Raw genomic sequence first — 14,030 nt, 5'->3', positions numbered from 1 at the left:
GAAGGCCCATCGAAGGCTGGACAAAGGCCTATCATTTTAATAGAATGATGTTCTGTTAAAGAGAACATTATGGAGGGATGTGTGACAAGTTTCCCCGACGTTCCGGCGTTCACGGGCTTCAACAAGCCATCGCGAGTCGAAGCTGATGTGCAGGATCTCAACCTACGCGGGACGATCCCGCCGGAACTCGATGGCGCGTTCTATCGCGTGCAGCCCGAACACCAGTTCCCGCCCAAGCTGGGCAATGACATCGCCTTCAATGGCGACGGCATGATCTCCATGTTCCGCTTCAAGGACGGCAAGGTCGACTACCGGCAGCGCTGGGCGAAGACCGACAAGTGGAAGCTCGAAAACGCCGCCGGCCGAGCCGTGTTCGGTGCCTATCGCAATCCGCTGACCGACGACGAGGAAGTGAAGGGCAAGATTCGCGGCACTGCAAACACCAATGCCTATATCCATGGCGGACGGCTCTATGCGCTGAAGGAAGATTCCCCCGCCCTGGTGATGGATCCGGCTTCGCTCGAAACTTTCGGCTACACCGATTTCGATGGCAAAATGAGGGGCGAGACCTTTTCCGCCCATCCCAAGACCGATCCGGTGACCGGCAATCTGTGCAGCTTCGGTTATGCGTCCAAGGGTGTGCTGACCCGCGACATGACCTATTACGAGATCGACCGGGACGGGAACCTGCTGTTCGATATCTGGTTTGAAACGCCCTATTACTGCATGATGCATGATTTCGCGATCACGCCGGATTATGCGCTGTTCACAGTGATGGGCATGACCAGCAACTGGGACCGCCTGAAGGCGGGCAAACCGCATTTCGGCTTTGACACTTCCCTGCCCAGCTATCTGGCCGTGGTGCCGCGCAAGGCCGGGACCAGTGCCGAGGACATTCGCTGGTTCACCGGCCCCAGCTGCTTCACCGCCCATGTGATGAACGCCTTCCAGGATGGGACCAAGATCCATCTGGACCTGCCGGTGGCGGCCAACAACATGATGCCGTTCTTCCCCGACATCAACGACGCCCCGTTCGATCCGGTGGCAGGCGCGACCTACCTCACCCGCTGGACCGTCGACATGGCCCAGAATGCAGAAGAATATCAGTCACAGCGCCTGTCCGACATGATCGGCGAGTTCCCACGCTATGATGACCGCTATTGCGGCCAGAACTACCGCTATGGCTGGCTGGTGGTGATCGATCCCTCGCAGCCGGTCGAGCTCAAGGGCGGCAGCGCGGGCGGCTGGGTGATGAACACGCTGGGCATGGTCGACCATCAAACCGGCAAGGAACAGAAATGGTGGTGCGGCCCCGTTTCCAGCATCCAGGAACCCTGCTTCATCCCGCGCAGCCCCGATGCGGCCGAAGGCGATGGCTGGATCGTGATGGTCTGCAACCGGCTGGAAGAACGCGGCAGCGAATTGCTGCTGTTCGAAGCCACCAACATCGAACAGGGCCCGATCGCCACGATCGACATCCCGGTACGCCTGCGCTTCGGCCTGCATGGCAACTGGGCAAATGCGATGGACGTGCCCGCGCTCGAAGCGGCCTGATACAACTGGAAACTGGCTTCCCCGTGCCCCCGCGGCCCAGCCGCGGGGGCTTCTTTTGGGACAGGTCAGTAACCCAGCATGACCGACTTGGTCTCGGTGAAGGCCAGCACTCCGGGGCGGCCATTCTCCCGGCCCAGCCCCGATTGGCCGAAGCCGCCGAAAGGCAGCGTGAATTCCATGCCGGAACCGTTGATCTTCACCGATCCGGCACGCAGTAATCGCGCCATGGACTGCGCGCGCTCAAGGTCGCCGGTCCAGGCATAGGCGGACAAGCCGTATTCGCTGTCATTGGCGCGGGCGGCCAGCGCCTCCAGTTCGTCATCGTCCGAAAAACGCTGGACACACAGGACGGGGCCGAAAATCTCCTCGCGCACGGCGCGCATATCAGGCGCCACCCGGTCGAGGATCGTGGGCGGGACGAAATAGCCTGCCCCATCAGGTGCTTGCCCACGGAAGGCCAGCCGCGCACCTGCCTCCAGCGCGCCGGCAATATAGCCTTCCACCTTGTCCCGCTGGGCGGCGGAAATCAGCGGGCCGAGCGCGCTGCCTTCCCGTTCACCAGGGCCAAGCGTCAACTTCGCAGCAAATTCGCAGAGCTGCTCCAGGAAACGGTCATAGATCGCATCGTGCAGGAACAGGCGCGAACCTGCGGCACAGACCTGCCCGCTATTGGCGAAAATGCCCATGGCCACCCCCGGAACCGCGCGGGCAAAATCGGCATCGTCGAACACCACAACAGGTGATTTCCCGCCCAGTTCCAGCGAAATGCGTGTCACCCGTTCGGCCGCCTGATGCATGATCGCCTTCCCGGTCATGGTCGAACCGGTGAAGGATATCTTGTCCACGCCTGGATGGGCAGCGAGCGCCGAGCCAGCCGACTGGCCCGTGCCATTGACCAGATTGATCGCCCCGGCCGGGAAGCCTGCCTCATGGGCCAGTTCGACCAGCCGAATGCAGCTGAAAGGCGCCAGTTCCGCAGGCTTGAGCACTGCCGTGCAACCTGCTGCGAGTGCTGCCGACACCTTGTTGCAGGCAATGGCGAGCGGAGCGTTCCAGGGCACGATCAACGCGGCAACACCCAAAGGCTCGTTCACCGTATAGGCATGCCAGCGACCGGGAACCGATGGCTCCGCCGTTTCCCCGCCGAGACGGCGGACCCAGCCGGCATTGTAACGGATGGCGGAAGGCCCACCCTTGCCTGCCATCATCAGCGTCATGGCATAGGGCACGCCGTTGTCCAGCGTCTCGATGGCGGCCAGCTGCGCGGCGTTTTCCTCCACCAGGGCGGCAAAGCGCAGCAGCAATTCCTCGCGCCGGGCGGGCAGCATGTCGCGCCATTCGCGCGAGGTGAAACAGGCTCGGGCAGCACCAACGGCGGCATCGGCGTCGTCCAGTGTGCCTTCAGCGACCCTTCCGAGCACCGTCTCATCCGCCGGATTGAGAACCTCCACCGTCGCGCCGGAAATCGCCATGGTTTTGCCGCCGATGATGTGCCCGCCTGCCCCGGCGATCCACACACGCGCGGATTGGAAGGCTGCTTCACGCGCCCTATCGGTCATGTTGGAATCCCTTTCAGTTGCGGGCGGCGGCGCGGATCATATCCGCGCCCTTTTCGCCGATCATCACGGCCGCCGCGTTGGTATTGGCGCCGACCAGCAGCGGCATCACCGATGCGTCGATCACGCGCAGCCCTTCGATGCCGCGCACGCGCAATTGCGGATCGACCACGGCCTGTTCCCCCACGCCCATGGCGCAGGTGCCCACCGGATGATGGACCACGCCGAGCAGTTCGGCGCGCATGGCGTCGATCTGTTCCTCCACCGTCCCGCGCGGGCCGGGGATCGTCTCGGCGATCACATGGCCGGCGAGCGGTTCTTGCGCGAAGAGCTTGCGCGACAGGGCGAGGCCATCCTTCAGGCGGCGCCAGTCGTCATCCTCGGCCAGCATATTGAGGTGAATCTTCGGGTTCGATCGGAAATCCGCATCACGCAATTTCACTGCGCCCCGGCTGCGCGGGCGCAGCAGGCAGACGGAGCTATAGAAGCAATCCTGCTTGGCCTTGCGGATGCCGGGGAACCAGATGTTCGCATCCACCCGCACCGGGCTGACCATGATCTGGATGTCCGGCCGGTCCAGCCCTTCGCGGCTGCGCAGCAACAGGCAGCCGGCCGCGATCTGGTTGGTGAAGGCACCCTTGCCCCTGAAATACCAGTTGAGGAAGGACAGCGTCGCCCGGTCGAAGCGCAATTCCTGCGCGAAACTGTGATTGAGCCGCGCGTCATATTGATTGGCAACGCGGGGATGTTCCTGCAGGTTCCGCCCCACGCCCGGCAGGTGACGGACCGGATCGATCCCCAGCGCGCGCAGTTCCTCCGCATCGCCGATGCCGGACAGCATCAGCAGTTGCGGCGAATTATAGGTGCCGCCGCTCAGCACGATTTCGCGCCGGGCCTTCACGGTGATGCGCTGCCCGTTCCGCTCGATCTCCACCGCGCGCGCCCTGCCCTCCGCAACGTCCAGCTTCACCGCCAGACTGTTGGTCCAGACGGCAAGGTTGCGGCGAGAGGAACGGATCGGCTCCAGATAGGCGCGGGCACTGCCGCAGCGGCTGCCGTCCTTCAGCGCGACATGGACATCAGCCAGCCCTTCGTTGATCTCGCCATCGTAATCGCCGACATAGGCCACGCCCATGGCCGCAGCGGCCTTGCGCAGTTCCGCGCCCATCAGGCGCGAATTGTCGACCGGGCGGACGGCGATCGGGCCGCCCTCCCCGCGCCTGTCGCTGGCGCCGCGCCAGAAATCTTCCGACCGCTTGAAATAGGGCAGGACGGAATCGTAATCCCAGCCGCTGCACCCCAATTGCACCCAATCGTCGAAATCCCTGGGGTGCCCGCGAAAATGCACCGTGCCGTTGATGGAGGAGGAACCGCCCAGCACCCGCCCGCGCGGCAGGGAGAACACCCGCCCGCCCAGATGCGGCTCCGGCTCGGAGGTGAATTGCCAGGTGAAGCGCGGGTTGCGCAGGGCCTGAAGGAAGCCCAGCGGCATACGGATATAGGGATGGCTCGCCTCCCCGCCCGCTTCCAGCAGCAGCACCGAACAGGCGGAATCCTCGCTCAGCCGGTTGGCGACCACGGCCCCCGCGCTGCCCGCACCCACGACGATATAATCGAATTCCGCCTCGTTCACGCCGGTCCCGCTTTCAGCTGTTGCGAGCCGGAAGGGCCAGCCAGGCGAAGGCGGTTTCGGGCGAGCCCTCACCCTTCGCACCCGTAATCGCGGCCAGCAGCGGTCGCCACTGCTCCTGCGCTGCATCGCCCAACCAGCGATCCTGCCGGCCGAGCTGCATCAGCGGCACGGCCCGCCGCCCGGCCATGCGGGCTATGTCGGCAGCAAGCAGATATTCGGAATGGCCGGTAATGCCCAGAACAGGTCGCTCGCCGGCAAGCAGCCGTTCGCGCAGCAGCAGGGCAGCGATCTCTCCACCCGTCTCTCGGGCCAGCGTTCCACCGGCAATGGCGAACTTTGCCGCGCGCATCGCACGCGGCATATTACCATTATAGAGCAACAGGGGAGGTTCTGCCGCCCAAGCCAGTGTTCCGCCAAACCCGATGCCGAGCGCTGCTGGCACAGCAAGCGCGCCTGCCAGAACCTCGCGCCGCCTCACTTGCTCTTGTCCTTCGCCAGATAGGCCGCGATCTGCGCCAGCTCCGCATCGGTCAGTTCCGCGCGGGAGAAGGCGGGCATGTTGATCAGCCCATTTCGCACTACCGCCGTCACGTAATCGGCGCTCAGATCGGTGCGCTGGTGGAGCTGGGCAGGCACATCCTCCGGCAGGCGCCTTTGCAGCATGATCGTGCCCGTGTTCCGGCCAACATGGCAGAAGGCGCATTCCCGCCCGAACAGGCGCTCGCCCGGATCGGCGGATTTTTGGCCGAAAGTCGCCGCTTCGATCTGGGAAGGCAACGCGGGCTTCGGCTTTTCCTCACCCGCATCGGAACGGGCAGAGCAGGCCGCGATCAGGGCCACGGCGCCAAGGATAGTCAGGCTGCGTTCGAAAGCCATCACTTCTTCCCCCCGATGCCGTTGCGCCCGGGGGCGATGATGTTCTTCGGATCGAGCGCCGCCTTCACCCGGTTGTTCAGCCGGTTGAGTGCGTGGTCGTTGAAATCGTAGGTCTGGGCGATTGTGTCCATATAATCGATATGGCCGCGATATTCGGTGTAGCCGTCTTTCGCCGCTTCCACGACCAGTCGCTTGAACAGGCCATTGGCCCGACCGGTGCTGGCCGGATCATCCCGATCATAGAGGATCAGGCTGACATTGTTGATGTGGCGCCGCCCGATGGTGAAGGTGGAATAATAATCCTGGCCCACTTCGCGATAAATCGCCTTCACGCGTTTGGCATAGGCCAGCACTTGCGCCCCGTCCTGCGGCATAACCGGGGCGAAGCCGATGTGGCCACCACGCCCGCCATACCAATTGACCGATTGCAGACCCAGCGTGGAAGGCACGCCGCGCGCGGAAGCCTCGTAGGGTTCGCCCTTGTGCCAGGTGCGGAACTTCAGTTCCGTGCCCAGCCTGGCTTCGAACAATTCGCGCATCTGGCGCATATTGCCTTCGACCATATAGGCCGGGCCGAAGAAGCTGATCTTGGCGTTCCACCAGCCGAGGCCATATTTCGCCATCATCGCGCGCTCCGCCTCTTCGGGCAGAGCGCCTTCCCCTTCATACCATTCCGAACGCTGGGTGAGAGTGGAGGCCGCGCGCACCGGGCTGCCGAACACGATATTGTGCTGGATGATCTCGCGTCGACGCAGATCCGCCAGAATGTCGATTGCCCAGCCGGCATCGTCGAAATTGGGGAAGGCGATCTCCACCGAGGCCGTCATTTCCGGTTCGGGCTGCAGCCACAGCCCCGCCTTGGTGACCACGCCCAGATTGGACTGCACGAACATCTGGTCCCAGCCGGGGCCATAGCCATGCTTGTAGTTCCGCCAGGTCGCGCCCTTGCCCACGGCGGCCATGCCGGTGCGCACCAGATCGCCATCGGGCAGGACCACTTCCAGCCCGCACAGGGCATCGCAATTATCGCCGAGCGGCGTGTAACCGATCCCGCGATCGAGCGCATTGCCCAACACGCTGCCCCAGCTATTGCCGGGCACGGACATCCACAGCGGGATGTCGTTGGCCCACAGATGGTCAAACAAATCGAAGAAGCTCACGCCCGGTTCGATCAGGCAATTGGCCTGCTGCACATCCACATCCAGCACGCGGTTCATCCGGCTGAGGTCCAGGATCATATCCCCCCGGCGGACCGGCGCGGCCGAACCATAGCCGAAATTCTTGCCCCGGCTTACCGGCCAGAGCGGAATGCCGAAGCGATTGGCGATGCGCACCGCCTCCTGCACTTCGGCCACTTCGGCCGGGGCAAGGATGCCGGAAGATTCATGGTCGAGCCCTTCGCCAAAGGCATAGGGATCGAGATAGGCGGCGCGATCCTCGTCACGATCGAGGACGCCATCGGCGCCAAGCGCGGCGCGAAATGCCGCCAATGCCGCGCGGAAATTCTCCGCTCCTACGCCTGTCGGCAAGGGACTGGATTGCATGTCTTCTCCCCTCGGCTGGCGGATCGATTGTCCGGCGCCGGATCATGTTCTGTTAAACAGAATGTTATTCTGTATTTTTTAGACTCGAGCATATGCGGAGTCAATCGCCCCCCGCAACGCCGGTCCAGATCAACCGCAATGCCAGCGCGCTGACAAGCAGGCGCATGATGATACGGAACTTTTCCTCCGGAATATGTCCGATCAGCTGCTTGCCGCACCATGTTCCGGCAAAGCCCGCAACCGTGGCGATGGCGATGGCCGCCGCGTAGGGACCATAGGCAAAGCCGGTGACGGCGTAGCCTCCGGCTCGGATCGCCTCCAGCACCAGCAGGCAGGCGGCGAAAGTGCCCACCAGCGCGCGCCGGTCGATCCCGGAATTGAGCAGCACCGGCTGCAGCACCGAACCCATGCCCAGCACTGTTCCGCTCACCGCATGAGCGGCGCCCACGCCTGCCATACCGGGCTGCGAATGGACGTGCCGCATCGGCAGCTGGGTCCAGGCGAGCACGAGCATCATCAGGCCGACGCCCACCGCCAGCGCCCGTTCCGGGAGAGCATGATAGAGCATAAGCCCGGCCGCGACACCTGCCAGCGAACCCAGGGTAAAATGCCGCACTATCCCCCAGGCAATCGCCTGCCGGAAAGTGACCGCCCGCGCCACCAGCGAGGCATAGGATAGCGCGGGCTGAAGCGCGATGGCGCTGGGCAGCGGGTAAAGCAGCGTCGTCGCCCCGAACAGCACATAGCCTCCCCCGATGGAGAGGCTGGCGCTGACGAGGGCGGCCAGGAAGGATGCCCCTCCCAGCAGCGCCAGCGTCAGCACATCGTTCACCCCTTGGGCCCGCTATAGCCACTCCAGTAACGCGGCTGGAAGCGCAGGGCCATCAGCGCGCTGATAAAGGCGATCACCATCACCACCGTGAAGGGCACGGTGAAGCCGCCGGTCCAGTCAACCGCCAGGCCGATCGCCCCGATGCCCACTGCCGCGCCGATGTGGAAGGTGGCATTGAGCACCGCGATCAGCTGCGCGATCGGGCGCACGCCATAGATGTGCCGCCCCAGCACCGGCGCCTGCACCACGATACCGCCATGCGACAGTCCGCGCACCACGGTGAAGAGCATGAAGGTGAACAGGCCGGAAACCGGGAAGGCCAGCAGCACGGCAATGCCGCACAGCGCCCAGCACATCGCCACGCCTCGGGTGGAGAATTTGTCGAACAGCCAGCCGAACAGCAGCTTGCCGAGGCCGGACAGGACGATCACGATGGTGAAGCCAAGGGCGGCCATATAGCTGCCAAGGTTGGTCTGGGTTTCGATGAACAGCGGGATATATTCGTTGATGCCGTTGCTGATCACGCCCGAAAGGCCCGTGGCCACCACCAGCAGGATGAACGGGCCCGTGCGCACGATGTCGCGGAATTCCGGGCCAGGGTCGCGCGCAGCGGCTGGCGCGCCGCCCTTGCCTTCGGCACGGGCGCCATGGTCCAGCTCTTCAGCGGTATAGCCGTAATCCTCGGGTCTTTCATGGACGAGGAACATCACCACCAGCGAGAGCGTGACCAGCACGATCAGGCCGGAAATGCCCGCGGTTGCCTGCCAGCCAAAATGCTTGAGACCATAAGTCGTGGCCAGCGGCACCACCGCGCCCGCCGCGGCACCGCCCATCATCGCCACGCCGGTGGCCCGGCCCAGCTTGTTGTCGAACCAGCGCGCCAGCGTCAGCTGAATGGCGATCAGGCACAGGATCGAGGCAAAGCCCGAAACCGCGGCCAGCACATAATATTCCCACAGGCTGTCGATGAAATAGAGGCCCGCCGAACTCAGCCCCACGGCCCAGACAGCGGGCAGATAGACCCGCTTGATCCCGAACCGGACGAAGATGCTACCCGCGAACAGCCCGGCCACGGCCGAAACGGTGGATTTGATGACCATGAAACTGGTGGTCTGCGCCACGGTCCAGCCCATATCATCGGAAATGGTGGCATACATCACCGGCATCATCATCGAGATGCCGGCCAGCGCGATACCCCAGACGAGGAAACCTGTGGCCACATTGGTCCAGGCATAGCGCCGCATCGTACTGATCGAGGGGCGATCTTCTCCCATTATCTTCTCTTCCCTTTATCGGATCCTGGCGAGAAGCGGGTATGCCTGACAGCTTGCCTGATCGCCATGTTGTTCTTTTCTACAGAATATCGTTTTCTTATTTTTCGATCATGACAGAGTCAATCAGCCGCCGAATGCGATCCCGGCCAGATGCCGTGATTGCCGGGCGACAATATGCCTGCAGGATCAAGCGCATCCTTGATCCGCGTATAGGTCCGACCCAGCGCATTGCCGCCGAAGGCAAACTTGCCCGCCACATGATCGGCCAGCGAGATATGCGAGCGGTAAGGCGCGCAGCCCCATTCGGCGATCCGGTCATACATCTCGCGCACGGCATCGCGTGCCAGTGCCACGCGTGCGGCATCGGATGCGTCGAACATCACCATGCAGGCACTGACCATGCTGCGCTGGTTGAGCAGGAAGCCCACAGGCGCAATCAGGCCGTATCGGGCCATGGTATAGCGCACCAGCCCGTCGACGCGCTGCGCCGCCTCTCCGGTGAGCGGCACCACGGGCGAGAAGTCCATATGCCCCAGTGTCTCACCAAAGACCGAACGCAGCCGTTCGAGCAGGACCTGATTGGGAATGCCGGCGGGAATAAGATCGCGCGGCTCCACTACGTCGCGCCCGGCGTCACCGGGATAGGTCCGCAGATCCAGCGCCGCACCATCGAGCCCGGCAACCGCGCTTTCCAGAATCGCGCGCCGCGTCGCGACCATGCGGGCATCGCCATAAAGACCCAGTCGCACACTCCAGCGCCCCGGACGCAGCACCTGCTTGAGATTGGCTGTGGTGAAACGCCCGACACCGGATTCGTCCCCCTCAGCCTCGTTCGGCGAGCCGACGATCATCGGAACGCCCTGCAGCACGCCTTCACGCAGCAATCTGCGGAGCATGTCCACCAGCGGTACGATGTCGCCCTCGCCCGGGCAGGTAATCGTGCCCGTAACGAATATCTCCGGCCGGGGCATCAGCCATAGGCCTGCCTTGGTGACCACGCCGAAATTGCTCTGCATGAACAGGCTGTCGAGCGACGGGCCATAGCCCCGCCGGTGGCAGGCCCAAAGCGGACTGCCCGGCAGGGCGCCCTGCCCCGTGCGCAGCAGCGTGCCGTCCGCCAGCACAACTTCCATCCCGCACACGGCGGAGGCATGATCGCCCATGACATTGTAGCCATAGCCATGCTCCAGCGCATTGCCGGTGATGCTGCCCCAGCCCAGATCGGGCACTGACATCATCAGCGGCGCATCCTGTTCGCGCAAAGCGTCATAAAGCTGGGCGAAGCTGACGCCAGGTTCGATCATGGCGTAGCCCTGGGCCACATCGATCTCCAGCACGCGGTTCATCCGGCGCAGATTGAGCACCACCCCGCCATCGACTACCGGCGCCGAACCGCCATAACCGAAATTGCGGCCCATGGAGGAGGTCCACAGATGGACGCCCAGTTCCGTGGCGAGCCGAAGAACGGCCTGCACTTCCTCGACCGAAGCGGGCTGCACCACCAGCGAGGGTTGATGCCCGACCGGGTCCGGCCCCTCGAAGGGATCGTGGAACTCGGCGAAAAGCGGCCCTTCAGCCTGCACGCCTTCAGCGCCGAGCAAGCGGGAAAATCGCTCCCGCGCATTTTCGAGCACATCCGCCGATGGGCGCGCCCATGGCCTGCCTTGTGGCTGCATCACATTCTCCCAGCCGGTTGCACCGGCATTTCTTGCGGCCGGCGACCCGGCTCATCGTTCTCTATAACAGAACGTCATTCTCTTATTATGCGAACCGCCAGCCGTCAACCGGTTGAGGATGCGCCTCGGTCCGTCAAACAGAATGCCAGTCTGTTTTTCTTGCATGTCTCGCGAATCGTGAATACAGGCGTTTTCAACAAATACCAAGGAGAGGCGACATGGCCGCAAGAACGGGACAGGAATACAAGGCATCGCTGGCTGACGGGCGCGAGGTCTGGCTTGGCAAGGGCAAGATCGACGTGGCGACCGACCCCAAGCTTGCCGGGTCGATCGACGGCATGGCCGGCTATTTCGACTGGCAGCACGAATATGCGGATGAGTGCCTCATTCCCGATCCGGAACGTCCCGCCGAGAAGATGAATGTCAGCCTGATGCTGCCCAAGTCCAAGGAAGATCTGGCGATCCGCCACCGCGGCCTTGAGCGTCTGTCGCGCTATTCCAACGGCATGCTGGGCCGCACGCCGGATTACGTGAATGTCGTTCTGTCGGGCCACACCGCCCGCGCCGACATCTGGGCCAAGGGCGCACCGGAAGGCTATGATCGCCTCAAGAAGTTCCACCGCGAGGTGATCGAGGGCGACCTCTCGATGACCCACACCATCGTCCATGCCAATATCGACAAGTCGGCCCCGCCGCTTGCGGGCATGAACTCCGAACTCACGCTGCGCGTGGTTGGCCGCAACGAAAACGGCATCATCGTGCGTGGCGGCAAGGTGCTGGCGACCCTCGGCCCCCTTGCCGACGAGCTTTACGTCTATTCCTCGGCGCCGATCCCCTCGGGCGCCGAGGAATACGCACTGATCTTCTCGATCCCGGTCAATACCAAGGGCGTGATCCAGATCTGCCGCGATCACTATGGCGTCGATGCCAGCGTGGCCGATGCCCCCTTCTCTTCCCGCTTTGATGAGCAGGACGCCTTCGTGATCTTCGACGATGTCGAAGTGCCTTATGAGCGCGTGTTCTGCGATGGCGACCTGGCCGTCTACAACAACCTCAATGCAGGCGTCTCGCCGGGCAACACCCTCCAGCAGACCGCCATCCGCGCCATGGTGAAGCTCGAATTCGCCTATGATCTGTGTTCCAGCATCGCCAAGGTGACCAACAGCCTCACCTATCCGGAAACCGCCGAAATGCTGGGCGAGATTCACTCCTATCTCTCGCTCACTCGCTCGGCCATCGTGGCCGCCGAAGCGCGGGCGCATGATTGGGGCGCAGGCGCCTTCTTCCCTCATCGCGACCTGTCCGTCCTGCGCTGTGTGATGCCGGGCTGGATGACCCGCGTAAACCAGATCATCCGCGTGATCGGCGGGCACAACCTGCTGTGCACGCCCTCGCTCGATCTGTTCGAGAACCCGGAAATCGGTGACAAGCTGCGCAAATATCTGCCCGGCTCCAACGGCATGGCCGCGGAAGACCGTGCGCGGATCATGCGCATGGCCTGGGACTTCGCCGGCTCCGCTCTTGGCAGCCGCGTCGAGCTTTACGAGATGTTCTATCTCACCAGCCAGACGCGCGCCCGCATCGGTGACCACATGATCGCCCAGCGCGATGGCGAGTGGAATCAGGTGCGCGAATTCATGCAGAAATCCGGCATCCTTCCGGCCTGAGTCCGATGACACAGGCCCTTCCGGTCCAACAGTCGGGTTTCGAACTCGACAGCTTCCGCCAGGCGCTCCGGCGTCTGGCGGGCGGTGTCACCGTGGTGGCTAGCCGGGACAGCGACGGTTCGCCCCGCGGTATCGTGATGACGGCCGTCATGTCGCTCAGCTTCGATCCGCCTTCGATGCTGATCGCGATCAACCGCAACGCCTCGCTGCTGCCGGCGGTGATGGAAAGCGGCCGCTTCAGCATCAACATGATCGGGGCCGAGGGGGAGGACTGGTGTCAGGCCTTCTTCACGGCTGACCCGACCACGCGCTTTTCGTCTGAGGACTGGGAAACGCACACCCTTGGCGTGCCGGTCTGCCGCAAGGCGATTGCCAGTGTGGTGTGCGAAGTGGATCATGCGGAGCCATTCGGCAGCCATATGGTGATAAGGGGGCTCGTCCGCGACGCGTCGTTCCGCCAGAATGCGGACGGCTTGATCTACATGGACGGACGTTATGCACGCCCCGAATATTGTGCTTGAATCGACAACCGCCGCCAATCGTTCCAGCAAGGAGCGCTTCATCGAGGCGGCGGCCAGCGAGTTTATCGCGGCAGGCTATGATGGCTGCACTATCCGCGCCATCGCCGCACGGGCAGGCACCAGCATCGCCTCGCTGAGCCGGAACTGGACCGGCAAGCGCCATCTGTTCGAAGATGTGTTCGGGCATCATTTCGGCGCCATCAACGATGCGCAGAACCGCAATCTGGATGCAGTCTCCGCAGCGGAGGCTCCAGCGCTCGTGGACGTGCTGTTTGCCTTCTATCGCCCGGGGCTTGCCCCCGTCCGGCAGGATGGGGCCGCGCCGGCCAGCCACCATGTCTATTGCAAGGCCCTGTCCGATCCTTCGGAGGAAGCGAAGGAAATCGTCCGCCCGCTGGTGGCCGATGTCCGCGCGCGCATGATCGGCTTCGCTCGCCAATGCCTGCCCGGCCTGTCGGAGCAGGATCTGTTTCTGGCCATGACCGTCATCAACGGCACCTATATCTATCCGCAGATCCAGGGTGCGAGGCTCGCCTCCGTGATGGGCCTGAAAAACGAGGACATGGACTGGGACCGCGCCGCGCTGAGCCTCGCGCAGATGGTTGCAGGCGGGCTCGCTTCGTTCCATGGAACCCGGATCGGGCAATAGCCCGGGCACACAGTGTTCGCTGGGGCAGCTTTCATACCCCGAGGCCATTGCGTCTTGCGTCGCTTTGCGCTCTGTAGCGCCCGCGGTGGCAAACTGGCTCTCGAGCTAAAAGGACAGGAAAGATGAAGTTCGAACGTTTGAACCCGATGACGGGAGAGGTTGCCTCCAGCGCGGAGGCGATGAAGGCATCGGATATTCCGGCGATTGCGGCGAAGGCGCAGGAGGGTTTTGCGGCCTGGTCGCAGATG

At 63.4% G+C, this 14,030-nt stretch carries 12 protein-coding genes; 4 read left to right on the top strand and 8 right to left on the bottom strand.

The window, feature by feature from the left end; all coding sequences use genetic code 11:
- The first annotated feature begins 81 nt into the window (after window positions 1-81).
- Window positions 82-1,554: a carotenoid oxygenase family protein gene (locus H0274_RS00060; protein ID WP_226791877.1), complete on the top strand. Its 1,473-nt coding sequence runs from the start codon at window positions 82-84 to the stop codon at window positions 1,552-1,554.
- A gap of 65 nt (window positions 1,555-1,619) precedes the next feature.
- On the opposite strand, the gene H0274_RS00055 is transcribed toward H0274_RS00060, so the two are convergent.
- The 8 genes from H0274_RS00055 to H0274_RS00020 form a co-directional block, all read right to left on the bottom strand.
- Entirely contained in the window at window positions 1,620-3,113 is a 1,494-nt protein-coding gene (locus H0274_RS00055; RefSeq protein WP_226791875.1) for an aldehyde dehydrogenase family protein, read from the bottom strand.
- Window positions 3,114-3,126: 13 nt separating this feature from the next.
- Window positions 3,127-4,743, bottom strand: coding sequence for a GMC family oxidoreductase (locus H0274_RS00050; RefSeq protein WP_226791873.1), 1,617 nt, complete (start codon window positions 4,741-4,743; stop codon window positions 3,127-3,129).
- Window positions 4,744-4,756: 13 nt separating this feature from the next.
- Complete coding sequence (locus H0274_RS00045; protein WP_226791871.1) at window positions 4,757-5,221, bottom strand: hypothetical protein; 465 nt, start codon at window positions 5,219-5,221, stop codon at window positions 4,757-4,759.
- On the bottom strand, window positions 5,218-5,619 hold the full coding sequence (locus H0274_RS00040) for a c-type cytochrome (protein WP_226791869.1): 402 nt from the start codon (window positions 5,617-5,619) through the stop codon (window positions 5,218-5,220). The genes H0274_RS00045 and H0274_RS00040 overlap by 4 nt, the downstream gene beginning before the upstream one ends.
- The gene (locus tag H0274_RS00035) at window positions 5,619-7,163 is read right to left on the bottom strand and encodes an FAD-binding oxidoreductase (RefSeq protein WP_226791867.1); all 1,545 of its coding nucleotides are present in this window, start codon (window positions 7,161-7,163) and stop codon (window positions 5,619-5,621) included. The genes H0274_RS00040 and H0274_RS00035 overlap by 1 nt, the downstream gene beginning before the upstream one ends.
- A gap of 100 nt (window positions 7,164-7,263) precedes the next feature.
- Window positions 7,264-7,995, bottom strand: coding sequence for a sulfite exporter TauE/SafE family protein (locus H0274_RS00030; protein ID WP_226791865.1), 732 nt, complete (start codon window positions 7,993-7,995; stop codon window positions 7,264-7,266).
- A complete protein-coding gene (locus tag H0274_RS00025; RefSeq protein ID WP_226791863.1) occupies window positions 7,992-9,269 on the bottom strand; it encodes an MFS transporter in 1,278 nt (425 codons plus the stop codon). The genes H0274_RS00030 and H0274_RS00025 overlap by 4 nt, the downstream gene beginning before the upstream one ends.
- A 119-nt stretch (window positions 9,270-9,388) precedes the next feature.
- The gene (locus tag H0274_RS00020) at window positions 9,389-10,945 is read right to left on the bottom strand and encodes an FAD-binding oxidoreductase (protein ID WP_226791861.1); all 1,557 of its coding nucleotides are present in this window, start codon (window positions 10,943-10,945) and stop codon (window positions 9,389-9,391) included.
- A gap of 218 nt (window positions 10,946-11,163) precedes the next feature.
- Between H0274_RS00020 and H0274_RS00015 the strand changes: the two genes are divergently transcribed.
- Genes H0274_RS00015 through H0274_RS00005 form a run of 3 tightly spaced genes read left to right on the top strand, consistent with a single transcriptional unit; the run spans window position 11,164 to window position 13,782 of the window.
- Window positions 11,164-12,612, top strand: coding sequence for a 4-hydroxyphenylacetate 3-hydroxylase N-terminal domain-containing protein (locus H0274_RS00015; RefSeq protein ID WP_226791859.1), 1,449 nt, complete (start codon window positions 11,164-11,166; stop codon window positions 12,610-12,612).
- A gap of 5 nt (window positions 12,613-12,617) precedes the next feature.
- Window positions 12,618-13,133: a flavin reductase family protein gene (locus H0274_RS00010; protein WP_226791857.1), complete on the top strand. Its 516-nt coding sequence runs from the start codon at window positions 12,618-12,620 to the stop codon at window positions 13,131-13,133.
- Window positions 13,126-13,782: a TetR/AcrR family transcriptional regulator gene (locus H0274_RS00005; RefSeq protein ID WP_226791855.1), complete on the top strand. Its 657-nt coding sequence runs from the start codon at window positions 13,126-13,128 to the stop codon at window positions 13,780-13,782. The genes H0274_RS00010 and H0274_RS00005 overlap by 8 nt, the downstream gene beginning before the upstream one ends.
- Window positions 13,783-14,030 lie beyond the last annotated feature (248 nt).

Source organism: Fulverythrobacter ferritrahens, from assembly GCF_020539485.1.
Taxonomy (GTDB): domain Bacteria; phylum Pseudomonadota; class Alphaproteobacteria; order Sphingomonadales; family Sphingomonadaceae; genus Andeanibacterium; species Andeanibacterium ferritrahens.
The sequence above is the reverse complement of the archived record's forward strand: the minus strand, read 5'-3'. Positions and strand labels throughout refer to the sequence as shown.

Excerpts from the sequence above, each read along its gene's own strand:
- H0274_RS00055 (WP_226791875.1), bottom strand. The coding sequence starts at position 3,113 with ATGACCGATAGGGCGCGTGAAGCAGCCTTCCAATCCGCGCGTGTGTGG.
- H0274_RS00040 (WP_226791869.1), bottom strand. The coding sequence starts at position 5,619 with ATGGCTTTCGAACGCAGCCTGACTATCCTTGGCGCCGTGGCCCTGATC.
- H0274_RS00035 (WP_226791867.1), bottom strand. The coding sequence starts at position 7,163 with ATGCAATCCAGTCCCTTGCCGACAGGCGTAGGAGCGGAGAATTTCCGC.
- H0274_RS00025 (WP_226791863.1), bottom strand. The coding sequence starts at position 9,269 with ATGGGAGAAGATCGCCCCTCGATCAGTACGATGCGGCGCTATGCCTGG.
- H0274_RS00020 (WP_226791861.1), bottom strand. The coding sequence starts at position 10,945 with ATGCAGCCACAAGGCAGGCCATGGGCGCGCCCATCGGCGGATGTGCTC.
- H0274_RS00015 (WP_226791859.1), top strand. The coding sequence starts at position 11,164 with ATGGCCGCAAGAACGGGACAGGAATACAAGGCATCGCTGGCTGACGGG.
- H0274_RS00010 (WP_226791857.1), top strand. The coding sequence starts at position 12,618 with ATGACACAGGCCCTTCCGGTCCAACAGTCGGGTTTCGAACTCGACAGC.